The following is a 26,189-nucleotide window of genomic DNA, read 5'->3' on the forward strand; positions in this document are numbered from 1 at the left end:
CCGCAGCCGTCCACCGCCGACGTCGTCCGGAGTCGGCTCACTGTACCGCCGGACGGCCGTCGCACCAGGGGTACCGGGACGTCCGCATCGCATCTGCGTGCACATCCGTGCAGCGCTCCGGGTGCTGCCGGTGGCGCGCGCGGAGCCTGATGACCACGCGGAGTGCACGTCCGTTCACTTTCGCCGTGCGGACTCCGGTGTCCCCCGCATCGGGGAAACGCCCAGCACTATGCTCGGGCTCAATCACTCGACGGGGAGTGCCGGTGCTCAGGCCGGGCCCCCGAACACAGCTAATCGGAGGTACCGATGGACGGCATCGGCGTCAATTTCATGTCTGAGCTCGTCGGGACGGCGATGCTCATCATCCTGGGTGGCGGTGTCGTCGCCGCGGTCTCGCTCACGAAGTCCAAGGGCTTCGGGGCCGGCTTCCTGATGGTGACGATCGGTTGGGGCTTCGCGGTCTTCGCCGGTGTCACGGTCTCCTACAAGTCCGGCGGTCAGCTCAACCCGGCGGTCAGCCTCGCGCAGGCGATCCTCGGCAACATCACGGTCGGCGAGATGTTCCTCTACTGGCTCGCCCAGCTCATCGGCGCGGTGATCGGTGCCGTGATCGTCTGGCTCGCCTACAAGCAGCACTTCGACGCCGAGCCCGACGCCGCCGCCAAGCTCGGCGTGTTCTCGACCGGTCCGGCGATCCGCAGCTACGGCTGGAACGTCGTCACGGAGATCATCGGCACGTTCGTCCTCGTCTTCGTGGTCATCGCCTTCACGAACGGCCAGACCCCGGCCGAGCTCGGTGCGATCCCCGTCGCCTTCCTCGTGATCGCGATCGGTGTCTCGCTCGGTGGCCCGACCGGCTACGCGATCAACCCGGCCCGTGACCTCGGCCCGCGCATCGCGCACGCCATCCTGCCGATCAAGGGCAAGGGCACGAGCGACTGGTCCTACGCCTGGGTCCCGGTCGTCGGCCCGCTCGTCGGTGGAGCCCTCGCCGCCGTCGTCTCCGGCGCGCTCCTCCCGATGGTGTCCTAGCACCGCAGGGAACCCGCGCTCCACCAGCGCGTCCGACGCGCTCCCCACCACCTGCACCACCCTCGCGGCCGGGTCGACCCGGCCCGGCCGCAGCACCGAACACCGTCGTAAGGAGCACCAATGGCCGACTACATCGTCGCCATCGACCAGGGAACCACCAGCACGCGAGCGATCGTCTTCGACCACGCCGGTTCGATCGTCTCCGTCGGGCAGAAGGAACACGAGCAGATCTTCCCGCGCGCCGGGTGGGTCGAGCACGACCCGGCCGAGATCTGGGACAACACCCGCGAGGTCATCGGGCAGGCCCTGTCCCGCGCCGACATCACCCGCCACGACGTCGCGGCGGTCGGCATCACGAACCAGCGCGAGACCGCGGTCGTGTGGGACAAGACGACCGGCAAGGCCGTCTACAACGCCATCGTGTGGCAGGACACCCGTACGCAGTCGATCGTCGACAAGCTCGCCGACGGCGACACCGACCGCTACAAGGCGATCGTCGGTCTCCCCCTGGCCACGTACTTCTCCGGTACGAAGATCGCCTGGATCCTCGAGAACGTCGAGGGGGCGCGCGAGAAGGCCGAGGCGGGCGACCTGCTCTTCGGCACCACCGACACCTGGGTCCTCTGGAACCTGACCGGCGGCACCGACGGCGGCGTGCACAAGACCGACGTCACGAACGCGTCCCGCACGCTGTTCATGGACCTCGAGACGCTGCAGTGGCGCGACGACATCCTCGGCGACTTCGGTGTGCCGAAGTCGATGCTGCCGGAGATCGTCAGCTCCTCCGAGGTGTACGGCCACGTCGAGTCCTCGAGCCTCCTCCGCGAGGTCCCGATCGCCGGCATCCTCGGCGACCAGCAGGCCGCCACCTTCGGTCAGGCCGCGTTCGACCAGGGCGAGTCGAAGAACACCTACGGCACCGGCAACTTCCTCATCTTCAACACGGGCACCGACATCGTCCGCTCGGAGAACGGCCTGCTCACCACCGTCGGCTACAAGCTCGGCGACCAGGAGACCCACTACGCCCTCGAGGGATCGATCGCCGTCACGGGGTCGCTCATCCAGTGGCTCCGCGACAACCTCGGCATCATCGGCAGCGCGCCGGAGGTCGAGACGCTCGCGACGACCGTCGAGGACAACGGCGGCGTGTACTTCGTCCCGGCGTTCTCCGGCCTCTTCGCGCCGTACTGGCGCCCGGATGCCCGCGGCGCCCTCGTCGGTCTCACCCGCTTCGTCAACAAGGGCCACATCGCGCGCGCGGCCCTCGAGGCGACGGCGCTGCAGACCCGCGAGGTCCTCGACGCCGTCAACGCCGACTCGGGTGTCGAGCTCACCGAGCTCAAGGTCGACGGCGGCATGACCGCGAACGACGCGCTCATGCAGTTCCAGGCCGACATCCTCGACGTTCCGGTCGTCCGTCCGGTCGTCGCGGAGACCACCGCGCTCGGTGCCGCCTACGCGGCCGGTCTCGCGGTCGGCTTCTGGGCGAACCTCGACGAGCTCCGTGCCAACTGGCAGGAGGACAAGCGCTGGGAACCGCAGCTCGACGCCGCCGAGCGTGAGCGCACCCTCCGCCTCTGGAAGAAGGCCGTCACGAAGACCTTCGACTGGGTCGACGAGGACGTCCGCTGACACGGAACGGCTGACACGGACGGGAGGCCCGTGCCGGTTCCACGGAACCGGCACGGGCCTCCCGTCGTCGCGTGTGCCTGCGTGTGTGCCTTCCGGCGAGACACTTCGGTGTCCGTGAGACGCCGCCGGTTCCGGCGGCGTCCCGGGCACTCGGCGGCGTCCCGCGACGACGCCGGCGTCTCAGGCCGGGTGGGAGGCGGGGGCCACGCCGACCCACTCGTCCAATTTGCGCATGGCAGCGCCGGAGTCGACGGAGTCCGCGGCGACCACGAGTTGCTCGCGGAAGCGCTGCAGGATCGGTCGGTCGACCTGGTCCGGGTCCTGCGCCAAGCGGAAGGCGACGAGACCCGCCGCCGCGTTCAACAGGACGATGTCGCGGACCGGTCCGGTCTCCCCCGCGAGCACCCGGCGGACGATCGCGGCGTTGTCGGCCGGCTCGCCGCCGAGCAGGTCCGAGGTGGCGGCCCGGGCGATGCCGAGGTCGCGCGGGTCGAGGTCGTGCTCGGTGACGCGGCCACCGGTGACCTGCCAGATGTGACTGTGTCCGGTCGTCGTGAGCTCGTCGAGCCCGTCGTCACCGCGGAAGACGAGCGCCGTCGCCCCGCGCGTCTGGAACACCCCCGTGATGATCGGCACGAGGTCGAGCTGGGCGACCCCGACGGCGTTCGCTTCGCACCGCGCCGGGTTCACGAGCGGGCCGAGGAAGTTGAACACCGTGGGGACGCCGATCTCCCGCCGGACCGCCGCTGCGTTGGCGAATCCGGGGTGGAAGGCGCTCGCGAACGCGAAGGTCAGCCCGACACGCCGGAAGGTCTCGGCGACACGCGCGGCGTCCATCGTGAGGTCGAGGCCCAGCGCGGCGAGCACGTCGCTCGACCCCGACTTCGACGAGCTCGCACGGTTGCCGTGCTTCACCACGGGGACGCCCGCGGCCGCGATGACGATCGCGGCCATCGTCGAGACGTTCACCGTGCCGACGACGTCCCCACCGGTCCCGACGATGTCGAGGGCCATCGGGTCGACGTCGAGTGGGACCGCCGCGTCGAGGACGGCGTCCCGGAACCCGACGACCTCGTCGACCGTCTCGCCCTTCGCGCGGAGGGCGACGGCGAACGCGGCGATCTGCGCGTCGGTGGCGCGGCCCTGCACGATCTGCTCCATGGCCCATGTGGACTGCCTGATCGAGAGGTCTTCGCGCACCATGAGCGCGCTGATCACCGCAGGCCAGGAGAGAGCGTCAGACATGGCTCGATCGTACTGATTCTCGAAGACCCGCCAGTTGCCTGCGAAAACACTGTCGGTGGATTCCGCCATAATGGAGGACGTGACAAGCACCCCTCTCTCCAGATCCGTCAGCGGTCCGGTCCTGAACAGGCCGAACCCCGTTGCCGTGGGGACGATCGTGTGGCTGGGCAGCGAGGTCATGTTCTTCGCCGGCCTGTTCGCGATCTACTTCACGCTGCGCAGCACCTCTCCCGAGCTCTGGGCGACCGAGACCGCCAAGCTCGAGGTGCCGTTCGCGTCGGTGAACACGATCATCCTGGTGCTGTCGAGCTTCGCCTGCCAGTTCGCCGTCTTCGCCGCTGAGCGGTTCCAGGTGCACCGCACCAGCTGGAACCCGAAGGACTGGGGCATGACGGAGTGGTTCTTCGTCACCTACTGCATGGGCGCGATCTTCGTGTGCGGGCAGATCTTCGAGTACGCCAACCTCTGGCACGAGGGCATGACGCTCTCCTCGAGCGCCTACGGCTCCGCGTTCTACATGACCACCGGCTTCCACGGCCTGCACGTGACTGGTGGCCTCATCGCCTTCCTCCTCACGCTCGGCCGTGGGTTCGCCGCGAAGAACTTCGGGCACAAGGAAGCCACCACCGCGATCGTCGTGTCCTACTACTGGCACTTCGTCGACGTCGTGTGGATCGGTCTCTTCGCCGTCATCTACCTCCTCAAGTGAGAATCAGGCAGCCCCACAGCATGTTCAACACAACGAAGCAGAACAAGAAGGGCCGGCGCTCTCCCCTGGCGACCGTGTCCCTCCTCGCCGTCGCACTCATGACGACGGGCGGCGCCTACGCGCTCTTCAGCACCTCGGCCAACGCCGAGTCCAGCACGTCGAGCACGGTCGCCGAGTCCAGCCAGTCCCAGGTGAACGAGGGCGAGAAGCTCTTCGCCTCGAACTGCGCCACCTGCCACGGGCTGTCCGCGCAGGGCACGAGCGAGGGCCCGTCCCTCATCGGTGTCGGCGCCGCGTCGGTCGACTTCCAGGTGGGCACCGGCCGCATGCCGCTCGCCGCCCAGGGCCCGCAGGGTGAAGAGAAGCCCGAGCAGTTCACCGACCAGCAGGTCGACGCGATGGCCGCCTACGTCGCCTCGCTCGGCCCCGGCCCGTCGGTCCCCGGCAAGGAGCTCACCGACGGTTCCGAGGGTGACGCAGCCGAAGGTGCGGAGCTGTTCCGCATCAACTGTGCGATGTGCCACAACGTCGCCGGTGCCGGTGGTGCCCTGACCGAGGGCAAGTACGCACCCAACCTGCGCGACGTCTCGGGCAAGCACATCTACGAGGCCATGCTGACCGGCCCGCAGAACATGCCGGTCTTCAACGACCTGAACCTCACCCCGGACCAGAAGGCCGACATCATCACGTACCTCAAGTACGTGCAGGACAACCGGTCGCCCGGCGGCTTCGGCCTCGGGGACCTCGGCCCGGTCGCCGAGGGGCTGTTCATCTGGATCTTCGGGCTCGGCGCGGTCGTTGCGATGACCGTCTGGCTGACCGCGAAGCAGAACTGATCGTCCGTGTCGCACGACACTGAAGGGAACACCATGGCAGAGCACGATGACGAGGCGCTGAACTCGTCCTCGGCTGTCGAGCAGTACGGCGCGACGCAGCCGGCCGGGACGGCCGTCCTGCCGACGGACCGGTTCGAGAACCCGGGTGAGCCGCCGCACCGCGCTCGGCGCACCGACGTCGACCCGAAGAAGCAGCGCCTCGCCGAGCGTCAGGTCGCCACGTTCTTCTACCTGTCGATCATCGGCAGCGTCCTGTCGATCGCGGCGTACATCGCCTTCCCGATCGACGCGAACGACTTCGGTTCGGTCCGCTCGGCGAACCTCTTCCTCGGTCTCTCCATCACGCTCGCCCTGCTCGCGCTGGGCATCGGCGCCGTCTACTGGTCGAAGACCCTGGTCTCCGACCGCGAGCTCACCGAGATGCGCCACACCACGCGCGGCTCGGACGAGACCCGCGCCAAGGCGGTCGAGGCCTTCCAGCTCGCCGACAAGGAGTCGGGCTTCAGCCGTCGCAAGCTGATCCGCAACTCCCTCATCGGTGCCCTGGTCGCGTTCCCGCTGCCCGGCATCGTCCTGGTCCGTGACCTCGCGCCCAAGGAAGACCCGAACGAGCTGCTCCGTCACACGTTCTGGAAGTCGGGCCTGCGCCTGACGAAGGACCCGACGGGCCTGCCGATCAAGGCGTCCGACGTCACCATCGGATCGGTGTTCCACGTCATCCCCGAGGGCATGCTCGACTCCGAGCACATGCTCGAGGAGAAGGCGAAGGCCGCCGTCCTCCTGATGCGCCTCGACCCGAAGGACCTCAACCCCGGCAAGGGCCAGGAGAACTGGGGCTACGACGGCATCGTCGCGTACTCCAAGATCTGCACCCACGTCGGATGCCCGGTCGCGCTCTACGAGCAGCAGACGCACCACCTGCTGTGCCCGTGCCACCAGTCCACCTTCGATGTCTCGAACAACTGCGAGGTCATCTTCGGACCGGCGGCCCGCCCCCTCCCCCAACTTCCGATCTCGGTCGATGACGACGGCTACCTGGTCGCACAGAGCGACTTCCACGAGCCGGTCGGCCCGTCCTTCTGGGAGCGTGCCCGCTCATGAGCAGCACAACGACAACCACCCCCAACACCGAGTCGTCGAACAAGCCGACTCCTGACCGTGGGTCGCGGCTGATCAACTACACCGCGAACTACATCGACGAGCGCACGAGCCTCTCCGGACTGGTGAAGGAGGTCGGGCGCAAGATCTTCCCCGACCACTGGAGCTTCATGCTCGGTGAGGTCGCGCTCTACAGCTTCGTCGTCGTCCTGCTCTCGGGGACCTTCCTGACGTTCTTCTACCAGGCGTCGATGACCGAGGTCGTCTACGACGGTTCGTACGTCCCCATGAAGGGCGTCGAGATGTCGGTCGCCCTGCAGTCCACGCTCGACATCTCCTTCGAGATCCGCGGTGGCCTGTTCGTCCGACAGATCCACCACTGGGCCGCCCTGCTGTTCGTGGCCTCGGTCATGCTGCACATGGCGCGCGTCTTCTTCACCGGTGCGTTCCGCAAGCCCCGCGAGCTCAACTGGGTCTTCGGCTTCGTGCTCTGGGTCCTCGCCATGGCAGAGGGCTTCACCGGCTACTCGCTCCCCGACGACCTGCTCTCCGGCAACGGTCTCCGCATCATCGTCGGCATGATCGAGGGTGTCCCGGTCATCGGTGTGTGGATCGCCTACCTGCTGTTCGGTGGCGAGTTCCCGGGCACCGACATCGTCGGCCGCCTCTACACGCTCCACATCCTGCTGCTGCCGGCGATCCTGGTCGCGGTGCTCGGCGTCCACCTCGTGCTCGTCGTGGTCAACAAGCACACGCAGTACGCGGGTCCGGGCAAGACGAACGAGAACGTCGTCGGTGTCCCGATCCTCCCGGCGTTCGCCGCGAAGGGTGGCGGGTTCTTCTTCATCGTCGCCGGCATCCTGGCCGCGATCGCGTCGCTGTTCACGATCAACCCGATCTGGAACTACGGCCCGTACGACCCGTCCCCCGTGTCCGCCGGAACCCAGCCCGACTGGTACATCGGCTTCGCGGACGGTGCGCTCCGTCTGGTGCCGCCGCACTGGGAGGTCGTCTGGTTCGGCTACACGGTGTCCTTCAACATCCTCGTGCCGATCGCGGTCCTCATGGGCCTCATCATCGCGATCTTCGTCTACCCGTTCATCGAGGCGTGGGTCACCGGGGACCAGCGCGAGCACCACATCGCCGACCGTCCGCGGAACGCCCCGACCCGCACCGCGATCGGTGTCGCCGGCATCACGCTGTACGGCGCGCTCTTCACGGCGGCGTCGTCCGACCTCATCGCGACGCACTTCATGGTGTCGATCAACCACGTGATCCACGTGCTCCAGGCGGCGACGGTCCTCGGCCCGTTCGTGGCGTTCTGGATCACGAAGCGCGTGTGCCTCGCCCTGCAGAAGAAGGACCGCGAGATCGTCCTGCACGGGTACGAGTCCGGTCGTATCGTGCGCCTGCCGCACGGTGAGTTCATCGAGGTGCACGAGCAGCTCGACGAGTACGAGCGCTGGCGTCTCCTGGAGTTCAACGACTACAAGCCGCTGATGATCCGTCCCGACGCCCGTGGTCGCATCAGCGCCGCGCAGAAGGCCCGGGCCCGTGTGTCCCGCTTCTTCTTCGAGGACCGCATCGAGCCGGTGTCGAAGTCGGAGCTCGAGGCTGCCCACGCCGCGCACCACGGTCCGGACCTCGAAGGCACCCACCAGGCCCCGCAGGTCGGCGCCGGCACCAAGTAACACCGCTCGGCAAGAACGCGAACACCCCTCGTCCACTTCGTGGTCGGGGGGTGTTCGCGTTCGCCTCATGCCGCGGACACCGGACAGGGCGCCCCAGTTCACGGGGGGTTCACATCGCGGTGTTGGAATCGTCGAAGTCGGTGTGGCATCGTGTTGCACCACGCACTCGCTGCCAACGGAAGAAGAGACCCGATGGACGCCCGGACGGCTGAACACCCCAGGCCGAACCACTTCCTGCTCCACCTCAGCGACACCCACCTCCTCGCCGGCGACGGACCCTTGTACGGGGCCGTCGACTCGGCGGAACGCCTCGGCCAGATCATCGCCGAGATCGAGGCGTCAGGTGCCCGACCCGAAGCGATCGTCGTGACCGGCGACGTCGCGGACAAGGGTGAACCGGGCGCCTACACGCGTGTCCGCGCGATCATCGAGCCGGCGGCCGAGCGCATCGGTGCGCAGGTGATCTGGGCGATGGGCAACCACGACGAACGCGGTGCCTTCCGCCAGGAGCTGTTCGGGCTCCAGCCGACCGACCGCCCGGTGGACTTCGTCTACGACGTCAACGGGCTCCGGGTCATCACCCTCGACACGAGCGTGCCGGGCCACCACCACGGCGAGGTCTCCCCCGAGCAGCTGGACTGGCTCGCGGAGGTCCTGTCCGAGGCGGCGCCGCACGGCACGATCCTCGCGATGCACCACCCGCCCGTCCCGAGCGTGCAGGACCTCACCGTCCTCGTCGAGCTCCGCGACCAGGCAGCCCTCGCGGAGGTTGTCGAAGGCAGCGACGTCATCTCGATCATCGCCGGGCACCTGCACTACTCGACCAGCGCGGTGTTCGCCGGTGTCCCCGTCTCGGTCGCGAGCGCCACGTGCTACACGCAGGACCTCAACGAGTTCCAGCGCGGTACCCGCGGTCGTGACGGCGCGCAGTCGTTCAACCTCATGCACGTGTACGGCAACCAGGTCGTGCACTCGGTCGTCCCCATCGGGACGTACGCGACGGTCGGCGAACCTGTGTCGTCCGTGGAGACCGAGGCACGCCTCGCCGCCGCCGGAGTCGTCATCCCACCGGCGGTCGAGCCGGCGCCCGTCACCGCCTCGATGCCCGTCTTCACCCTCGACACGGTCCCGGTCTCGCCGATCAGACGGTGACCGCGACGGACGGGAGGCCCGGTGCCAGCTGACACCGGGCGTCCCGTCCGCCACGGCGCGGGTCCGGCACGGCGCGGGCCGGTCTCGGCGCCGGACTCGCCGGGCCGTTACGGGCCGTTATGGGCCGTTACGGGCCGTTGGGCCCGCTACGCGTCCTGGCCGTCCGGGCGCTCCCACGGCGCCGGGAACGGGAAGTAGCGCTCGAGGAAGTCCGTCACCCGACGGGTGCGTTCCTCGTCGCTGACCTCCGGGAAGCTGCCGTCGTTCAGGCAGAAGAAGTCGACGTTGCGCTTCTTGAGCAGCTCGTCGAGCGTCCGGAGCCCGGCCTGCATCGTCGTGTCGATGTAGCTGACCGACGCGTTCTCCTGGATGATCGCCCGTCCCGTGAGCAGTGCGTAGTAGTGGTACAGCGAGTTCGTAACGGAGATGTTGTCCGCGGCACGGAAGCGCGACGCGGCGGTGGACGCGAACTCGTCGGCGAACTCGTGCTCCATCTCGGTCATGATGCTCTTCCGCAGCGGGGTGGCCGCGTGCTCGAGGTGCCGCGTCGTCACCGCGCCGAAGCGCTGCTGCAGGAGCCGCCGGTTCACCCGCGCCGAGTTCTCGAACCCGCTCCGCGCCGCGTTGTTCACGCCGAGGCCGATCCGGGTGTCGGCGAGGATGAACTTCGTGACCGACCCCGGGCTGAAGAACACCGACGGGTCGATGAGCCGGCCGAAGAACATGTCGTCGTTCGAGTAGATGAAGTGCTCGCTGAGCCCGGGGATGTGGTGCAGCTGCGACTCGACGGCCTGCGAGTTGTGCGTCGGCAGGACGGACGGGTCGGCGAAGAACTCCTCGCTGCGGACGATCCGGACCTTCGGGTGGTCGGCGAGCCAGGCCGGAGCCGGCGAGTCGGTTGCGATGTAGATGGTGCGGATCCACGGCGCGAAGATGTGCACCGACCGGAGCGCGTACTTGAGCTCGTTGATCTGACGGAACCGGGCGGGGGCGTCGTCCCCCTCCCCCAGGACCGCGTCGGCTTGCGCGGCCTGACGGGCGCGCTGGTACTCGACCGCGTTCCCGTCCACCCACGAGAAGACGATGTCGATCGGGAAGCGGATGTCCGACACGTGGTCGTCGAACATGTGCTCGACGGTGCTCCACGACCGTCCGTAGCGGTCGATGTCGACGAGGACGAACTCCTCGATCGGCAGGGAGCGTCGCATCAGGGCGTTCTCGACCGGCGCGAGCACCTCGGTCTCGGTGACACGCCAGAACTCGAGCTGCACGCTCGTCTCCGCACCGTAGCGGAGTCGGCCCATCGGTTCGAGGCGCGGACGGAACAGCCGGAGCACCGGTTCGTCGACCGAGCCGAAGCCGTCGTCGAGGACGAGCACGGCGGGCTTGCCCGGCGGCTTCGCGTAGAAGGGCTCACCGGCGCCGGCCGCCATGACGGCGCTCTCGGCACGCTGCCGGTCTCGCTCGTCGACCGCGATCACCGGGCGCTGGTCGTTCCCCCGGATGAGCAGGTGGTCGACGTCACCCGCGGTGAGCGCGTCGTCGAGGAACAGGAGGTCCTCGATCATCGACTGCTGCGGCGTCAGGTGTCCGTTGATGAGCGTCAGACGTCCCTTGCGGAGCACGACGTCCGGTCGGTCGAGACCGCCGGAGGACGGTCGAGGGGTCAGCAGAGGACTCTCGGTCACCGGCTCGGTCTCGTCGCTCATCCACGCCTTCCAGGTCGCACTGCCGTGCTCCGTGCACAGCACCTGCGATCCTACCGTCCGCGCGGCCGGTCAGCCCGCGGCCGCCGTCGGCGCTCACTCCGCCGGGCGCGGGACCTTCACGGCGATGCCGACGACGATGAAGAGCGCAGCGGCGACGAGCTGGAGGCCCGCCCAGAGCTGGCCGGGCAGCGGCAGCGTGAGGACGGGGTTCCAGCAGACCGCCACGGCGGCGGTCAGGACCGCCGCCCACCAGGCACGTCCGCGGATGGCGAAGACGAGCACGATGAGCGCCAACACGGTGACGCCCCAGCGGGCGAACACGAACGCCGACGAGTCGATGAACGCCACGCACGCGAGCAGCACCACGGCCGCGAGCAGCGACGGGGCCAACGCGGGACGGGTGAAGTCGGGCAGCGCGCCCGTGCCCCGACCGGACCCGGACGCCGAGGCGCGGCGAGGATCCGTCGCTCGCGCTGCGGTCTGCGGACGAGCGCCGCCCCGCTGCTGCGACGACCCGATGGGCGGTCGCCCCCTGCGTGCCGTCATCGTCCCCGTGCCGTGCCGTCGTCGATCATGCCGTCTCCTCGTGCGCGGGCTGCGCGACGTCATCCTGGTACGTGGAGTTGCGCTGCGTCGAATCGGTGCGGTGCGCCTCCCGCTCGGCACGGGCCGTGATGCGCTCCACCATGCCGGGGAAGATCACACCGTGGAAAGGCAGGATCCCGTACCAGTACAGGCGTCCGGCGAGCCCCTGCGGGAAGTAGATCGCGCGCTGGTGGTAGTCGCTGCCGCCGTCGTCCGCGGGCGTGACGGTCATCTCGAGCCAGGCCCGACCGGGCGACTTGAACTCGGCGCGGAGCCGGAGGTAGCGGCCGCGGACGAGCCGTTCGACCCGCCACCAGTCGAGGGCGTCCCCCTGTTCCAGGCGTTTCGGGTCTCGGCGGCCGCGATTCAGCCCGACACCGCCGGCGATCTTGTCGAGCCACCCGCGCGCGACCCAGGCCAGGGGGAACGAATACCAGCCGTTCTCGCCGCCGATCGACTCGACGACGCTCCAGACGGCTTCCGGCGGCGCCGAGGAGTGCCGCTTGCGGTCGTCGACGTACACCGTGTGTCCGGCCCAGTCGGGGTCGCTCGGCAGCGGGTCGGCCGAGCCGCTCGACAGGGTGGCGTTGCGCCAGCTCGTCTCGACCTCGCCCGACCGCATCTTCGCGAGGGCGAGACGGACCGCGCGCCGGTAGGACGTGAGACCGCCCTCGGGCCGCGGCACGACGTCGTCGATGTCGTGCTCGCGCTGCACGCACTCGAACTGCAGCGACTCGATGATCGGTGTCGCGAGCTTGCGCGGGATCGGCGTGACGACGTTGAACCAGTGCGCTGCCAGGCGGGGCGTCAGCACGGGCAGGACGGAGATCGGACGCTGCGGCAGCTTCGCCTCGACCGCGTACCCGTTGATCATCTGGCCGTACCGGAGCACGTCGGGCCCGCCGATGTCGAAGGTGCGGTTGACGTCCGCGGGGATGGTCAGGGCCTCGACCAGGTAGTACAGGACGTCGCGGACGGCGATCGGCTGGATCCGGTTCCGGACCCACCGTGGCGCCGGCATCCACGGCAGGACGTCGGTGAGGTGCCGGATCATCTCGAACGAGGTGCTCCCGCTGCCGATGACGACGCCGGCCTGCAGCGCGACCGTCGGCACGCCGGAGCCGAGGAGGATGTCCCCGACCTCCTTCCGGCTGCGCAGGTGCTTGCTGAGCTCGCCGTCCGGGTGCAGGCCGCCCAGGTAGACGAACCGCTGCACTCCTGACTCGTGAGCCACGCGCGCCATCGTCCGGGCGGCCTCGCGCTCGGCCTGCTCGAAGTCGCCGTCGGCGCCCATGGCGTGCGCCAGGTAGTAGACGGCCTCGATCCCGTCCACCGCCGACCGGACGGCGTCGGCGTCCTGCAGGTCCCCCTCGGACACCGCAACACGGTCGTTCCACGGGACGTCCTGCAGCTTCTGCGGGTTGCGGACGAGGACCCGGACGTCGTGTCCGGCGTCGAGGAGTCTGGGGACCAGTCGGCCACCGATGTACCCGGTGGCTCCGGTGACGAGGACGCGCATGGCCGGAACGGTACGCCGTGCGCCTGCCAGTAGGCTTGCCGGGTGGACAACGCATCGTTCCCCGTCACCGCCGAGGCCGTCCGTCGGCTCATCGACCACGCCATCCTCAAGCCGGAGCTGGACCGCGCAGCCGTCGACGCACAGCTCGACGAGGCCGCCACGTACCGCGTGTTCAGCGTGTGCGTCCGTCCGAGCGACGTCCGCCACGCGGTCGAGCGCCTCCAGGGCACCGGTGTCGGCGTCGGCACCGTGATCGGCTTCCCGCACGGCACCACGACGACCGCCACGAAGGTCGCCGAGTCGCTGCAGGCCCTGGCCGACGGCGCCTTCGAACTCGACATGGTCCAGGACATCGGCGCCGCGAAGTCCGGCGACTGGGAGCGGGTCGAGCGGGACGTCCGCGCCGTGGTCGAGGCAGCCGGCGACACGGTGGTGAAGGTCATCCTCGAGACGGCCTACCTCACGGAGGACGAGATCGTCGCCGCCAGCCGCGCTGCGGTCGCCGGCGGAGCGTCGTTCGTGAAGACCTCGACGGGCTTCGCGGGTGGCGGTGCCACGGCCGAGCACATCCGCCTCATGCGCGGAACCGTCGGCCCCGACACCGGCGTCAAGGCGTCGGGCGGCGTCCGCGGTCTCGACACCCTGCTCGAGATGGTCGAGGCGGGCGCGGACCGGATCGGCACGAGCGCCTCGGCACGCATCCTCGACGAGGTCGCCCACCGCGCCGCGACCGGCTCCTCCTCCGACCGCGGCGACGACACCTCGTCCTACTGACGGCCGTCGGCCCCGGTAGGGGCCACGGCTCCGGGGCTCCGTCCCCTGACCTCCCACCCGATCCCCTCCCCGGGTCGGCTGCGCCGGACGCGACGTCAGCGTCGCGGACCGCTGCCGGGCCTCCCGACCGCCACACCGGAGTGCGCATGTCCAGCACCACGTCCTCGTCCCTCGCCCTCGCCGTCGACCTCGGTGGCACCAAGGTCGAAGCAGCGCTCGTCACCGACCAGGGCGTCGTCCTGCCGGGCACACGACACCGCAGCCCGACCGGGCCCGGACGGACCTCGGACGAGCTGCAGGCCGCGGTCGACGAGGTCGTGGTCGCCGCGCTCGCGGCGCTCCCCACCGACGCGACCCTGGTCGGCGTCGGCATCGGGTCTGCTGGACCGGTCGACGAGGTGAACGGGCTCGTGTCACCGCTCAACATGCCGGTCTGGCGCGGGTACCCGCTCCGCGACCGCGTGGCCGTCCACGTGCCGGACGGCGTGCCGGTGACGCTCCGCATGGACGGACTCGCGATCACGCTCGCCGAGCACTGGGTCGGCGCGGCGCAGGGCTCGGACCACGTGATGGGCATGATCGTGTCGACGGGCGTCGGCGGCGGCCTCATCCTGCACGGACGGACCGTCAGCGGTCCCACCGGGAACGCCGGGCACATCGGCCACGTCGAGTGCGGAGGCTACGACGACCCGTGCGCCTGCGGCGGCACCGGCTGCCTGGAGGCCGTGGCCAGCGGCCCGAAGACCGTCGCCTGGGCGCGACGGCAGGGGTTCGCCGGCACGACCGGCGAGGAGCTCGCCGCCGCCTACGCCGCCGGCGACGGGATCGCGGTCGCAGCGGTGCAGCGGAGCGGACGGGCCCTCGGTCAGGCGATCGCCGCGGCGACGAGCCTGGTCGACCTCGAGGTCGTGGCCATCGGCGGCGGCTTCTCGCATGTCTCCCCCGACCTGTTCGAGTACGCGCGGCAGGCCGTCGCCGAGCGCGTGGAGTTCCCCTTCGTGACGAAGGTGCGGATCGTCCCCACGGGGTTGTCCCAGGACGGCCCCCTCATCGGTGCGGCCGCGCTCGTGCACCGCGCCGACGTGCTGCGCTGATCCGGCTTCTCCACACCGGCGTCGTCCGGGCGGTGTGATCGGGCATCATCTCCGTGTGCCCTCCTCCCGCCTCGTGACGACGGACGACTGGCCGGCAGCCGAGTTGCACGCAGCGGTCCTCGCCGGGGAACTCGTCCCGGTGGGTGCGTGCTGGGCCTCCGTCGCCGAACCCCAGGACGTGGCGCTGCGCGCGGCGTCCTACGCGTGGTCGGTCTCCGGTGTGCCGCTCGTCGCAGCGGGACGGACCGCCGCGTGGATCTGGGGCGCGTGCTCCCGGCCGCCGCTCCCCCACGACAGCTGCGTCCCAGCCGGCGAGCGGTCCCGCCGACGCGGAGCCTGGGCCGGGGTGCGGGAGATCGCGCTCCGTCCGGCGGACGTCGTCCTGTTGGCAGGGGTGCGGGTCCTCGGCCCCGATGCGACCGCCCTCGACCTGCTCCGCGACCGCCGCGGCTTCGGCCCGGCGGACGCGGACGCCGTCCGCGGCCTGGTCGCGACGTCGCTCGTCGACCCGCGGCACCTCTCGACCCTGCTGGCGGCGTCCGGGCGGCTGCCGATGGGGCGGCAGGCGCAGCGGCGGTTCCGCGAGGCCGGGCTCGAGGCCGACGGCGGTCAGCCCGCGCTGACGCGGTAGACGTCGTACACGGCGTCGATGCGGCGGACCGCGTTCAGCACCCGGTCCAGGTGCGTCGTGTCGCCCATCTCGAAGACGAAGCGGGACAGGGCGAGCCGGTCCGACGACGTCGACACCGTGGCGGACAGGATGTTCACGTGGTGGTCCGTCAGCACGCGGGTCACGTCGCTGAGCAGGCCCGAGCGGTCGAGCGCTTCGATCTGGATCTGCACGAGGAACACCGACTTGGACGACGGCGCCCACTCGACCTCGATCATCCGATCGGGCTCGTTCATGAGCGACTTGACGTTCGTGCACGATGCCTGGTGCACCGAGACGCCCTGCCCCCGGGTGATGAACCCGACGATCTGGTCTCCCGGGACCGGCGTGCAGCACTTCGCGAGCTTGACCAGGATGTCGGGCGCGCCGCGGACGAGCACCCCGCTGTCGCTGTTGCGCAGCTGGCGACTGGTGACGTGCCGCGGGAACGCGAGCTCCGGCTCGTCCGTCTCGGTCTCGTTCTGGATGCTGCCGAGCGCCTTCTCGATCACCGACTGGCTCGAGACGTGCCCCTCGCCGACCGCCGCGTACAGCGCCGACACGTCGTCGTACCGCATCGCCGACGCCACCTCGGAGATGGTGTCCTGGCTCATGATGCGCTGGAGCGGCAGGTTCTGCTTGCGCATCGCCCGGGCGATGGCGTCACGGCCCTGTTCGACCGCCTCTTCCCGGCGCTCCTTGGTGAACCACTGCTTGATCTTGTTCCGTGCCCGCGGGCTCCGGACGAAGGTGAGCCAGTCCTGGCTGGGGCCGGAATCCGGGTTCTTCGAGGTGAAGATCTCCACGACGTCACCGCTGGACAGCTGGCTCTCGAGCGGGACGAGCCGGCCGTTAACCTTGGCGCCCATCGTGCGGTGCCCGATCTCGGTGTGCACGGCGTAGGCGAAGTCGACCGGGGTCGCGCCCGCCGGCAGACCGATGACCTTCCCCTGCGGCGTGAAGACGTAAGTCTCCTTGGCGCCGATCTCGTACCGCAGGGAGTCGAGGAACTCCGCCGGGTCGCTCGTCTCGGCCTGCCAGTCGGTGATGTGCGCGAGCCACGCCATGTCCTGGTCGGACTGCGAGGTGGTCTCGGCGTCACGACCGGTGACGCGCTGCTTGTACTTCCAGTGCGCGGCGACACCGAACTCGGCCCGCTGGTGCATCTCGTGCGTGCGGATCTGGATCTCCACCGCTCGACCCTGCGGTCCGAGGACCGTGGTGTGCAGCGACTGGTACAGGTTGAACTTCGGCGTCGCGATGTAGTCCTTGAACCGGCCGGGCAGCGGGGTCCATCGGGCGTGCACGGCGCCGAGCATCGCGTAGCAGTCGCGCACGGTCGGTACGAGCACGCGGATCCCGACCAGGTCGTAGATCTCGTCGAACTCGCGCCCGCGCACGATCATCTTCTGGTAGATCGAGTAGTACTGCTTGGGGCGGCCCATGACGTCGCCGCGGACCTTCGCGGCCTTGAGGTCCTTCTTCAGCGTGGCCGTGACGTTCTGCACGAACTGCTCGCGCTTCGGCTGCCGTTCCTTGACCAGGCTGTCGATCTCGACGTAGAGCTTCGGGTGCAGGACCGCGAACGACAGGTCCTCGAGCTCCAGCTTGATCATCTGGATCCCGAGCCGGTGCGCGAGCGGCGCGTAGATCTCCAGGGTCTCCTTCGCCTTCCGCGTGGCGGAGGCGGACTCGACGAAGCCCCAGGTCCGGGCGTTGTGCAGGCGGTCGGCGAGCTTGATGACCAGGACGCGGATGTCCTTCGACATGGCGATGACCATCTTGCGGACGGTCTCGGCCTGCGCGCTGTCGCCGTACTTGACCTTGTCGAGCTTCGTGACGCCGTCGACGAGCATCGCGATCTCGTCGCCGAAGTCCTCGCGCAGCTGGTCGAGCTGGTAGTCGGTGTCCTCGACGGTGTCGTGCAGCAGCGCGGCCGCGATCGTGATCGTGCCGATGCCCAGGTCGGCGAGGATCTGCGCGACCGCGACGGGGTGCGTGATGTACGGCTCACCCGACTTGCGCTTCTGCCCGTCGTGCGCCCGCTCCGCCACGGAGTACGCCCGCTCGATGAGGGTCGTGTCCGCCTTCGGGTGATGCGACCGGACGGTGCGGATGAGGGTGTCGACCGCGCCGGCGGGCTGGGCACGGGAGAACAGCCGCGGCAGCAGGGACCGGAGCGACCCGATGTTGCCGGTGGTGGTGGACCCGAGCGGCGGGCTGGACGGCCGCGGTGCGGAACCGGGCCGGGCGCCGTCGGAAGGCCGGGAGGCAGCGCCGGCATCCGGCTGCGAGGACTCACGCGTGTCGGTCATGCTGCGCCTCCCGGGACTCGATCCGACAACACTACGCGCGTCGGGTCAGTGCTCGTGACCACGTTCGCCGTCAGCGGCGGCGCCCGCTCCCGGACGCACGACCGGGGCGCCGGACTGCTCCCACGCCACCATCCCGCCGGCGAGGCTGACCGCCGGCACACCGGCACGCTCGAGCGCCGCGACGACCTGGGCCGAGCGGTAGCCGCTGTGGCAGACGACGACCGCGGGGCGCTCGTCATCGGCGGGCACCTCGGACCACCGCGCCTGCAGCTCGGACATCGGGAGCAGCGTCGCCTGGGGTGCGTGGACGTCGTCCCACTCGGCCTGCTCGCGCACGTCGATCAGGGGTGCCCCGTCGTCGATCCGCTGCAGCGCCTCGGCGACGTCGACCTCGTGGGCGGCCATCAGGCGTCGGCTCCGGCTTCGACGGGACGCTGCTTCGCGGCCGCCTGTGCCTTCTTCGCATCGCTCGCCACGACCTTCGGCTCGCCCTCCCGGAGGTGCGCGTACATCGGCGCCGCCAGGAAGATCGTCGAGTACGTCCCGACGATGATGCCGATGAAGAGCGCGAGGGAGATGTCCCGCAGCGTGCCGGCACCGAGGACGTACGACCCGATGAACAGGATCGCCGCGACCGGCAGCAGCGCCACGACCGAGGTGTTGATCGACCGGACGAGCGTCTGGTTGATCGCGAGGTTGACGGACTGCTTGAACGTCCGGTGCGACTCGATCGCCGTGTTCTCGCGCACCTTGTCGAAGACGACGACGGTGTCGTACAGCGAGTACCCGAGGATCGTCAGGAAGCCGATGACGGCCGCGGGGGTGACCTCGAGACCGACGATGCCGTACACGCCCGCCGTGATGAGCAGGTCGTGGACGAGCGCGGTCATCGCGGCGAGCGACATCTTCCACGTGCGGAAGTAGAGCGCCATGAACACCGCGGCCAGGGCGAGGAAGATGACGAGGCCGCGGATCGCCTGTGCGAGGACGTCCGCGCCCCAGGTTGCCCCGATGAAGGTCGCGGCCACCTGGGACTCCGGGACGTCGTACGCGGCGGCGAGGTCTGCTGCGATCTCGTCGGTCTGCGCGTTCGTCAGCTGACCGGTCTGGACCCGGATCCCGTGGGTCCCGAGCTGCGAGACACGGGGCGCCTCGTCCGAGACGACCTTCTCGACCGTCTCGGTGGCGATGCTCTGGTCCGTGGACCGCACGTCCGAGACCGTGAACTCCGACCCGCCGGTGAACTCGATGCCGAGCTGGTACCCGCCACGGAGCCACGGCACCGCGAGGGAGATCACGATGCAGGCGACCGCGATGAGGTACCAGGTCTTCCGTCGCCCCACGAAGTCGTAGGACCGCTTGCCCGTGTAGAGGTCACTACCGAACTGGCTGAAGCTCGCCATCAGCTGTCCTTCCCGTTGCCGGTGTCGTTGCCCGTGCTGCCGGATGCCTTGCGCTCGGCGATGGTCTGCCGGCGGGCGGCCTCCCGTGCGCTGCGCTGCCGCTTGCCGTCGACGATGGGTGCGCGGAACTGCGCGCGGCCGCGGTACACGGCGCCGAGGGCGGCCGGGTCGAGACCGCTGAACCGGTGGCCCTCGCCGAAGAACCGGCTGCGGGCGATGAGCTGCATCATCGGGTGCGTGAAGAGCGCCACGACGACGACGTCGATGAGGGTCGTGAGGAGGAGCGTGAACGCGAAGCCCTTCACGTCGCTCACCGCGAGCACGTACAGCGTGACGGCGGCGAGGAAGTTGACCGAGTCGGAGGCGAGGATCGTGCGGAGGGCACGCTTCCAGCCGGACTCGACCGCGCTCTCGAGTGCCCGACCGTCACGGAGTTCGTCGCGGATGCGCTCGAAGTAGACGATGAAGGAGTCGGCCGTGATGCCGATCGCGACGATCAGACCGGCGACGCCCGCCAGCGAGAGCCGGTAGTCGACCCGCCACGACATGATCGCGATGACCAGGTAGGTCAGGGCTGCCGCGACGCCGAGCGACAGCACCGTGACGAAGGCCAGCGCGCGGTACTGGATCACCGAGTAGACGATGACGAGGCCGAGACCGATCAGGCCGGCGACGAGACCGCCGATGAGCTGCGCGGTGCCGAGCGTCGCCGAGATGACCTCGTTCGACTGCACCTGGAAGTTGATCGGCAGCGCGCCGTACTTCAGCTGGTCGGCGAGGGTCTTCGAGGAGTCCGCGGTGAAGGCTCCGGTGATCTGCGCCTTGCCGTTCGTGATCGCCGCGTTCGTCGACGGGGCCGTGATGACCGTGCCGTCGAGGACGATGGCGAACTGGTTCTGCGGCTGCGCGAGCGAGACGAGGCGGTTCGTGACGGTGGCGAAGTCCTTCGTGCCGGCCCCGTTGAAGGTCAGGTTGACGGCCCATTCGCCGGTCGTCGTGCCCTGCGAGTTCGAGGCGAGGCCGGAGGTGGCGTTGCTGATGTCCGCACCGGAGACCTCGACCGGACCGAGGATGTACTTCGCGGTGCCGTCGGCGTCACACGTCACGAGCGGCTCGTCGTCCGGCGCGGCGGTGACGTCGTCCGGAGCGGAGCACTTGTAGTTCGTGTACAGGTCCTGCAGCTTGGGCGTCACCCAGGCCAGGTCGCTGCCGTTGGTCGGCTCCGCGCTGGGGGTCGCCTGGAGCGACGCGGGCGGCGAGTACGGCGTCGGGGACGCCGACGCCGAGCCGTCGTCGCCGACCGCGCTGTCCGACGCGGCCTCGGTGTAGAGGACCGGGCGGAACGTCAGCTTCGCCGCTGCCTCGATCCGCTGGATGGTCTCCTGGTCGGGCTTGCCCGGGATCGAGACGACGATGTTGTTCGCGCCCTGCGTGTTGATCTCGGACTCCGAGACACCGGTCGCGTCGATGCGCTGGCGGATGATGTTCACCGCCTGCTGCAGCTGCTCCGAGGTGACCGCGGATCCCTCGGTGCTCTGGGCCGCGAGGGTGATCTGGGTGCCGCCCTGCAGGTCGAGCGCCAGCTCCGGGACCCAACTGGCCCCGTCGTACCACTTGTCGGAGGCGTCCTTCGACGTGCTCGCGAGGATCGACGCTGCGGTGTTCAGCCCGGCGAGGATCGCGAGGATGATCACCAACCAGGTGAGCGAGCGGAGCGCCTTCTTGACGGGTGTCGATCGTGCCACCGGTCGTCTCGTCTTTCTGTCGTGAGCCCCGCGCGTCGGAACGCGCGGGGCCCATGGTGTCGCACCGTCGGTCGGTCCCGACGGCGTCGTCTGTCAGTCTTCGGTCTTGCGCTTCGTGGTGTCGACGTCCTCGACCCGCTCGCCGTAGATCGGCTCGCCGTTCAGCTCGGTGACGTGGTCGGCTGCCGGCTCGGTCGTGGTGGTCGTCTCGACGGGCTCGGCGGTCTCCTCCGGCACGACGCGGGACAGGGTCTGGCGGTGCACCGTGATGACGGTGCCCGGTGCGATCTCGACGTCTGCGGTGACCTTCTCGTCGTCGACGGACACGAGCGTGCCGTAGAGGCCGAAGGAGAGCATGACGCGGGCACCGGGGACCATCTGGCTGGCGGTCTCCGACTGCTGCTTCTTGCGCTTGCGGCTGCTGTAGAACATGAAGGCCGCGAACGCCACGATGATGATGATGAGGAAGTACTGGTCCATGGGGACCCTCCGGTCGGTCGAGCGGTCTCGGGCGCGAGCAGTCTAGAGCACGCAGATGTACGGTACTTCACGCCCCGTCGGCGTCGAACAACCCGGGTTGTGCGGCGGCCTGGCCCGGCGTGAGTCCGAAGTGGCGCCATGCCTGCGGGCTGGCGATGCGACCGCGCGGGGTCCGGGTGACGAGGCCGATCCGGACGAGGAACGGTTCGACGACCGACTCGATCGTCTCGGACTCCTCGCCGACGGACACCGCGAGCGTGTTGAGGCCGACCGGACCGCCGTCGAACCGGGTGAGCATCGTCTCGAGCACGGCGCGGTCGAGCCGGTCGAGACCGTACTCGTCGACGTCGTACAGGTCGAGCGCGCCCTGCACCGCGGCCATGCCGTCCCGGGTGCCGTGCACGAGTGCGAAGTCACGCACCCGCCGGAGCAGGCGGTTCGCGATGCGCGGGGTGCCACGGGAGCGCCCGGCGATCTCCCGCAGGGCGTACCGGTCGAAGTCGAGTTCGAGCAGGTGGGCGGCACGGATGAGGACCTGCTCGAGCTCGTCGCGCTCGTAGAACTCGAGGTGCGCCGTGAAGCCGAACCGGTCACGCAAGGGGTTCGGCAGGAGGCCGGCACGGGTGGTCGCACCGACCAGGGTGAACGGCGCGAGGTCGAGCGGGATGCTCGTGGCGCCGGCGCCCTTCCCGACCATGACGTCGATCCGGAAGTCCTCCATCGCGAGGTAGAGCATCTCCTCGGCCGACCGGGCCATCCGGTGGATCTCGTCGATGAACAGGACCTCGCCGGGCATGAGTGACGACAGGACGGCGGCGAGGTCGCCGGCGTGCTGGATCGCCGGCCCGCTCGACATGCGCAGCGGCCGGTTCGACTCGTGCGCGACGATCATCGCGAGCGTCGTCTTGCCGAGCCCGGGCGGTCCGGCCATCAGGATGTGGTCGGGCGTGCGCTCCTGCATCGCCGCGGCCTTGAGGAGCAGGTCGAGCTGTCCGCGGACCTTGCGCTGCCCCACGAACTCGTCGAGGGACTTCGGGCGGAGCGCGCCCTCGAACGCGAGTTCCTCGGGCGACTGGGCGTCCGCGGCGGTGATGCCGCCGCTCATCGGCCGGCCCCCGCGGGGCGGAGCGTGCCGAGCGCGGCACGGAGCAGCGCCTGCGTCCCCATCTGGGCGACGCCGGGCTCGTTCGCGACGGCGTCGTCGACGGCCGAGCGCGCGGCCTCCTCGCGCCAGCCGAGCCCGACGAGCGCGATGACGACGTCCTCGGACGCGGGGTGGGCGGCGGCCGCGCCGGCCGCACTCGTGGCGGACGGCGCCTCGAACGCGGCGAGCTTGCCGGCGAGTGCCACGATGATGAGCTTGGCGGTCTTCGGTCCGATCCCGGAGACCTTGCGGAACGCGGCGTCGTCGTCGTTCGCCACGGCGTTCGCCACCTGGGCCGCGGTCATCTGCCCGAGGACACCGAGCGCGGACTTCGGGCCGACGCCGGAGACGCTGCGGAGCAGGTCGAACACGCGGAGTGCCTCGACCGAGTCGAAGCCGAACAGCTCGAACGCGTCGTCGCGGACGATGAGCGCCGTGCGCACGAAGACCTCTGCGCCGTGTCGCATGGTCAGGGCATGGGCCGGCGTGACGGTCACCGCGTACCCGACTCCCCCGACCTCGACCACCGCGGTCGATCCGGCCACGTCGATGCAGGTGCCACGGAGACTCGCGATCATGCCCCGAGCCTAGGGCGGACCGCGGACGTCCTCGGACCGCCGCTCCGCACGAGCGGCGACGCCGCGCTCCGGCCGGCCGCACCCGCCTGCGCGTCCCGCCACGCGCGCTGTGCCGGGGTGAGCGTCTGCGTACCGGTGCTGGGCGCGTCGGGTGCGCCGAGCCTCCAGGCATGGCACACCGCCAGCGCGAGCGCGTCGGCGGCGTCAGCGGGCTTCGGCGCCTCGGCCAGACCGAGGACCCGCGCGACCATCGCCTGCACCTGCCGTTTGTCCGCGTTGCCGTACCCGGTGATGGCGGCCTTCACCTCGGACGGCGTGTGCAGCCCGACGGGCAGGCCGCGCGCCGCGGCGGCGTGCAGCGCGAGGCCGGACGCCTGCGCGGTGCCCATCACGGTCCGTACGTTCGCCTGCGCGAAGACACGCTCGACCGCGACCGCATCAGGACGGTGCGCGTCGATCTGCTCGGCGATGCCTTCCGCGATCGCGAGCAACCGCAGTTCCAGGGCCATGTCCGCCGGGGTGCGGACGACCGTGACGTGCACGAGGCGGGCACGGCGGTCGGGCGTGACCTCGACCACGCCGACACCGCACCGGGTGAGCCCGGGGTCCACCCCGAGCACGCGGAGCACTGGCTTATTCCTCGTCCTCGTCGAGCTCGGCCTGGACGTCCGCGGGCACGTCGAAGTTCGCGTAGACGTTCTGCACGTCGTCGGAGTCCTCGAGCGCGTCGATGAGCTTGAACACCTTGCGAGCGGTGTCGGCGTCGACCTCGACCTTGAGGTTCGGGACGAACTCGGCGTCGGCCGAGTCGTAGTCGATCCCGGCGTCCTGCAGGGCCGTGCGCGCCTGGACGAGGTCGGAGGCCTCGGTGATGACCTCGAAGCCGCCGCCCTGGTCGATGACGTCCTCGACACCCGCGTCGAGCACGGCCGTCATGACGTCGTCCTCCGAGAGCCCGTCGGTCTTCGTGACCGAGATGACGCCCTTGCGGTTGAAGTTGTAGGCGACGCTGCCCGGGTCGGCCATGGTGCCACCGTTGCGGGACATCGCGGTCCGGACCTCGGCCGCAGCGCGGTTCTTGTTGTCGGTGAGGCACTCGATGAGCAGCGCGACGCCGTTCGGGCCGTAGCCCTCGTACATGATCGTCGTGTACTCGATCGACTCACCGGTGAGACCGGCACCACGCTTGACGGCGCGGTCGATGTTGTCGTTCGGCACCGAGGTCTTCTTGGCCTTCTGGACCGCGTCGACCAGCGTCGGGTTGCCCGACATGTCGGCGCCGCCCATCTTCGCGGCGACCTCGATGTTCTTGATGAGCTTGGCGAACGACTTGGCACGGCGCTGGTCGATGACCGCCTTCTTGTGCTTGGTCGTTGCCCACTTGGAATGCCCGGACACGGTTCTCCTTGCGTCTAGCCGAAAATCCGGTCCAGTCTACCGATCCGAGAGGCACGGATCACCGCCGCCTCGCGCCGCGTCGCGCGAGCGCTCGCCTTCCGGGTCCGCGAGACGCGATGCGGGCCGTTCCGCGCAGCGGAGTACCTGTCGCCGCGCGAGTGACTCGTCTCCTTCGCACACGACTCGTCGCCGGAGCGCGTTCCTCGGTGCTGCCTTCGTCAGGGGTCGTCTCCCGGCGAGTCAGGAGCAGCGTGCCGTGCGCGCTCGGTCGCTGGCGGGGTGAACACGGCGTTCGGCAGGAACGTGCTCGAGCGGGACGCGTAGCGATCTGGTCCCCGCGCTGGCGTCACCCGACTGGAAGTGCCGCACCCTTGCTCGGGTTCGTGAGGATGTTGCGTTCAGCGCCCCTTCACCGGGCATCTTCGCGGGACAGTCATACGGGAATCCCCAGGTCAAGCAGGACACGGGCAAGTTGTCGCGGTTGTCGCCGCCAGCCGTGATCCGGTGGACGACCGGCTATCGGAACGGCATCCGTCATGACTGACTCGCCCCATGTCTGCTTGAAGTCTCGTCGTGATCGGCGTCGTCGTGATCGCGTTCGCGCTGCTTGTGTGGATCATCAACCCGACGATCCATGGGGCGGCCTTCGTGGTGCTGCTCATCGCGCTCATCGCCGGCCTCGCCTGCGTCGTATCGGGGATCGTGCGGCGCTCACGAGGTTGACCCTCGTCGGCGTTGATACACGTTCCACCAGGGGATCGGCTGTTGCTGGCCTCAGTACCGCCTGCCCTAGGAAGGATCGGTCATCGGTACGACAACCCGTTCGGGCTCAAGCCCCGGCTGAAGCCTTCGCTGATCTCGTCGGATGGGGATCACCGTTCGACCAGCCACCGAAGCCGATCACGACTGGCTCTTCCTACTGCACGAGGACGCGCACAAAGAGCTGGTCGAAGCCGCTTACGGCCCTTGGGACCCAGAGCAACAGGGGCGCTTCTTCGCTCCGTTGGTCGGTGACCACGACGTGCACGTCATCGAGCAGGATGCGAAACCAGTCGGAGGCCTGTATCTCGGTGCCCGCGGAAACGACCTTTGGCTTGAACTCATCGAGGTGCGCCCTGAGTATCAGAACGAGGGCATCGGATCGGCCGGTCTCAGATGGGTTCTGGGAGAGGCTGCGAAGGCGCACCGCGGGACGTTGCTGCAGGTGCACAAGATGAACACATCGGCCCGCCGCTTGTACGAGCGGCTCGGCTTCGTCCGCTTTGAGGACACAGAGACTCACCACCTGCTTCGACACGCGTGATGCCGACGTCCCGCTGAGGGATCGGCTATGGAGACGCCGTTATCTGGCGGCGGTAGGAGAGGCGATCGGCCGACTTCGCGCTTGAATGCATTGCTGGA

At 69.5% G+C, this 26,189-nt stretch carries 25 protein-coding genes; 12 read left to right on the forward strand and 13 right to left on the reverse strand.

From position 1 onward, the window contains the following. Positions 1 to 306 precede the first annotated feature (306 nt). Both DEI91_RS08355 and glpK read left to right on the forward strand, forming a co-directional pair. A complete protein-coding gene (locus tag DEI91_RS08355) occupies positions 307 to 1,032 on the forward strand; it encodes an MIP/aquaporin family protein (RefSeq protein ID WP_110824953.1) in 726 nt (241 codons plus the stop codon). Between the two features lie 120 nt (positions 1,033 to 1,152). Continuing rightward, a complete protein-coding gene (gene glpK, locus DEI91_RS08360; protein WP_111051843.1) occupies positions 1,153 to 2,664 on the forward strand; it encodes a glycerol kinase GlpK in 1,512 nt (503 codons plus the stop codon). A 180-nt stretch (positions 2,665 to 2,844) separates the two neighbouring features. On the opposite strand, the gene trpD is transcribed toward glpK, so the two are convergent. Continuing rightward, entirely contained in the window at positions 2,845 to 3,909 is a 1,065-nt protein-coding gene (gene trpD, locus DEI91_RS08365) for an anthranilate phosphoribosyltransferase (RefSeq protein WP_111051844.1), read from the reverse strand. A 70-nt stretch (positions 3,910 to 3,979) separates the two neighbouring features. Here trpD and DEI91_RS08370 point away from each other — a divergent pair, with 70 nt between their 5' ends. The 5 genes from DEI91_RS08370 (at position 3,980) to DEI91_RS08390 (ending at position 9,395) form a co-directional block, all read left to right on the forward strand. Continuing rightward, positions 3,980 to 4,618 (forward strand): heme-copper oxidase subunit III, encoded by a 639-nt coding sequence (locus DEI91_RS08370; RefSeq protein ID WP_110824950.1) that lies wholly within the window; start codon positions 3,980 to 3,982, stop codon positions 4,616 to 4,618. Positions 4,619 to 4,638: 20 nt separating this feature from the next. Next, the gene (locus DEI91_RS08375; protein ID WP_111051845.1) at positions 4,639 to 5,454 is read left to right on the forward strand and encodes a c-type cytochrome; all 816 of its coding nucleotides are present in this window, start codon (positions 4,639 to 4,641) and stop codon (positions 5,452 to 5,454) included. A 33-nt stretch (positions 5,455 to 5,487) separates the two neighbouring features. After that, positions 5,488 to 6,555 (forward strand): ubiquinol-cytochrome c reductase iron-sulfur subunit, encoded by a 1,068-nt coding sequence (locus DEI91_RS08380; RefSeq protein ID WP_111051846.1) that lies wholly within the window; start codon positions 5,488 to 5,490, stop codon positions 6,553 to 6,555. Next, positions 6,552 to 8,243: a cytochrome bc complex cytochrome b subunit gene (locus DEI91_RS08385; RefSeq protein WP_111051847.1), complete on the forward strand. Its 1,692-nt coding sequence runs from the start codon at positions 6,552 to 6,554 to the stop codon at positions 8,241 to 8,243. Before DEI91_RS08380 ends, DEI91_RS08385 begins: the two co-directional genes overlap by 4 nt. Before the next feature lie 192 nt (positions 8,244 to 8,435). After that, complete coding sequence (locus DEI91_RS08390; protein ID WP_111051848.1) at positions 8,436 to 9,395, forward strand: phosphodiesterase; 960 nt, start codon at positions 8,436 to 8,438, stop codon at positions 9,393 to 9,395. A 146-nt stretch (positions 9,396 to 9,541) separates the two neighbouring features. Here the strand turns inward: DEI91_RS08390 and DEI91_RS08395 are convergent, their stop codons facing one another. The 3 genes from DEI91_RS08395 to DEI91_RS08405 form a co-directional block, all read right to left on the reverse strand. Then, positions 9,542 to 11,104, reverse strand: coding sequence for a stealth conserved region 3 domain-containing protein (locus DEI91_RS08395; protein ID WP_111051931.1), 1,563 nt, complete (start codon positions 11,102 to 11,104; stop codon positions 9,542 to 9,544). A 93-nt stretch (positions 11,105 to 11,197) separates the two neighbouring features. After that, positions 11,198 to 11,650, reverse strand: a complete 453-nt coding sequence (locus DEI91_RS08400; RefSeq protein ID WP_181439534.1) for a DUF6804 family protein — start codon at positions 11,648 to 11,650, stop codon at positions 11,198 to 11,200. 25 nt (positions 11,651 to 11,675) lie between these two features. Beyond that, complete coding sequence (locus tag DEI91_RS08405) at positions 11,676 to 13,208, reverse strand: SDR family oxidoreductase (RefSeq protein ID WP_111051849.1); 1,533 nt, start codon at positions 13,206 to 13,208, stop codon at positions 11,676 to 11,678. A 42-nt stretch (positions 13,209 to 13,250) separates the two neighbouring features. Here DEI91_RS08405 and deoC point away from each other — a divergent pair, with 42 nt between their 5' ends. From deoC to DEI91_RS08420, 3 genes are all read left to right on the forward strand, one after another. Continuing rightward, complete coding sequence (gene deoC / locus DEI91_RS08410; protein ID WP_111051850.1) at positions 13,251 to 13,982, forward strand: deoxyribose-phosphate aldolase; 732 nt, start codon at positions 13,251 to 13,253, stop codon at positions 13,980 to 13,982. Positions 13,983 to 14,128: 146 nt separating this feature from the next. Next, positions 14,129 to 15,076, forward strand: coding sequence for an ROK family protein (locus DEI91_RS08415; RefSeq protein WP_111051851.1), 948 nt, complete (start codon positions 14,129 to 14,131; stop codon positions 15,074 to 15,076). A 55-nt stretch (positions 15,077 to 15,131) separates the two neighbouring features. Then, the gene (locus tag DEI91_RS08420) at positions 15,132 to 15,707 is read left to right on the forward strand and encodes a type IV toxin-antitoxin system AbiEi family antitoxin (protein WP_181439535.1); all 576 of its coding nucleotides are present in this window, start codon (positions 15,132 to 15,134) and stop codon (positions 15,705 to 15,707) included. On the opposite strand, the gene DEI91_RS08425 is transcribed toward DEI91_RS08420, so the two are convergent. The 9 genes from DEI91_RS08425 to DEI91_RS08465 all read right to left on the reverse strand — a co-directional run bounded on the left by DEI91_RS08425 (position 15,686) and on the right by DEI91_RS08465 (position 24,788). After that, positions 15,686 to 18,040 (reverse strand): bifunctional (p)ppGpp synthetase/guanosine-3',5'-bis(diphosphate) 3'-pyrophosphohydrolase, encoded by a 2,355-nt coding sequence (locus tag DEI91_RS08425; RefSeq protein ID WP_258374356.1) that lies wholly within the window; start codon positions 18,038 to 18,040, stop codon positions 15,686 to 15,688. The two genes, DEI91_RS08420 and DEI91_RS08425, sit on opposite strands and share 22 nt — an antisense overlap. 45 nt (positions 18,041 to 18,085) lie before the next feature. Beyond that, on the reverse strand, positions 18,086 to 18,445 hold the full coding sequence (locus tag DEI91_RS08430) for a rhodanese-like domain-containing protein (RefSeq protein ID WP_111051853.1): 360 nt from the start codon (positions 18,443 to 18,445) through the stop codon (positions 18,086 to 18,088). Continuing rightward, on the reverse strand, positions 18,445 to 19,443 hold the full coding sequence (gene secF / locus DEI91_RS08435; protein ID WP_111051854.1) for a protein translocase subunit SecF: 999 nt from the start codon (positions 19,441 to 19,443) through the stop codon (positions 18,445 to 18,447). Before secF ends, DEI91_RS08430 begins: the two co-directional genes overlap by 1 nt. Then, entirely contained in the window at positions 19,443 to 21,188 is a 1,746-nt protein-coding gene (gene secD, locus DEI91_RS08440; RefSeq protein ID WP_111051855.1) for a protein translocase subunit SecD, read from the reverse strand. The genes secF and secD overlap by 1 nt, the downstream gene beginning before the upstream one ends. Before the next feature lie 93 nt (positions 21,189 to 21,281). Next, positions 21,282 to 21,668, reverse strand: coding sequence for a preprotein translocase subunit YajC (gene yajC / locus DEI91_RS08445; RefSeq protein ID WP_111051856.1), 387 nt, complete (start codon positions 21,666 to 21,668; stop codon positions 21,282 to 21,284). Between the two features lie 67 nt (positions 21,669 to 21,735). Further along, positions 21,736 to 22,773 carry a Holliday junction branch migration DNA helicase RuvB gene (gene ruvB / locus DEI91_RS08450; RefSeq protein ID WP_111051857.1) on the reverse strand — a complete coding sequence of 346 codons (1,038 nt, stop codon included), beginning with the start codon at positions 22,771 to 22,773 and terminating at the stop codon, positions 21,736 to 21,738. Beyond that, the gene (gene ruvA, locus DEI91_RS08455; protein ID WP_111051858.1) at positions 22,770 to 23,390 is read right to left on the reverse strand and encodes a Holliday junction branch migration protein RuvA; all 621 of its coding nucleotides are present in this window, start codon (positions 23,388 to 23,390) and stop codon (positions 22,770 to 22,772) included. The genes ruvB and ruvA overlap by 4 nt, the downstream gene beginning before the upstream one ends. Further along, the gene (gene ruvC, locus DEI91_RS08460) at positions 23,387 to 24,019 is read right to left on the reverse strand and encodes a crossover junction endodeoxyribonuclease RuvC (protein WP_111051859.1); all 633 of its coding nucleotides are present in this window, start codon (positions 24,017 to 24,019) and stop codon (positions 23,387 to 23,389) included. Before ruvC ends, ruvA begins: the two co-directional genes overlap by 4 nt. A 4-nt stretch (positions 24,020 to 24,023) precedes the next feature. Further along, entirely contained in the window at positions 24,024 to 24,788 is a 765-nt protein-coding gene (locus DEI91_RS08465; protein WP_110824935.1) for a YebC/PmpR family DNA-binding transcriptional regulator, read from the reverse strand. A 573-nt stretch (positions 24,789 to 25,361) separates the two neighbouring features. Here DEI91_RS08465 and DEI91_RS16250 point away from each other — a divergent pair. Both DEI91_RS16250 and DEI91_RS08470 read left to right on the forward strand, forming a co-directional pair. Then, positions 25,362 to 25,511 carry a hypothetical protein gene (locus DEI91_RS16250; RefSeq protein ID WP_181439536.1) on the forward strand — a complete coding sequence of 50 codons (150 nt, stop codon included), beginning with the start codon at positions 25,362 to 25,364 and terminating at the stop codon, positions 25,509 to 25,511. A 142-nt stretch (positions 25,512 to 25,653) separates the two neighbouring features. Further along, entirely contained in the window at positions 25,654 to 26,091 is a 438-nt protein-coding gene (locus DEI91_RS08470; RefSeq protein ID WP_111051860.1) for a GNAT family N-acetyltransferase, read from the forward strand. The last annotated feature ends 98 nt before the right edge of the window (positions 26,092 to 26,189 follow it).

The sequence above is a fragment of the Curtobacterium sp. MCBD17_032 genome, from assembly GCF_003234855.1.
Taxonomy (GTDB): domain Bacteria; phylum Actinomycetota; class Actinomycetes; order Actinomycetales; family Microbacteriaceae; genus Curtobacterium.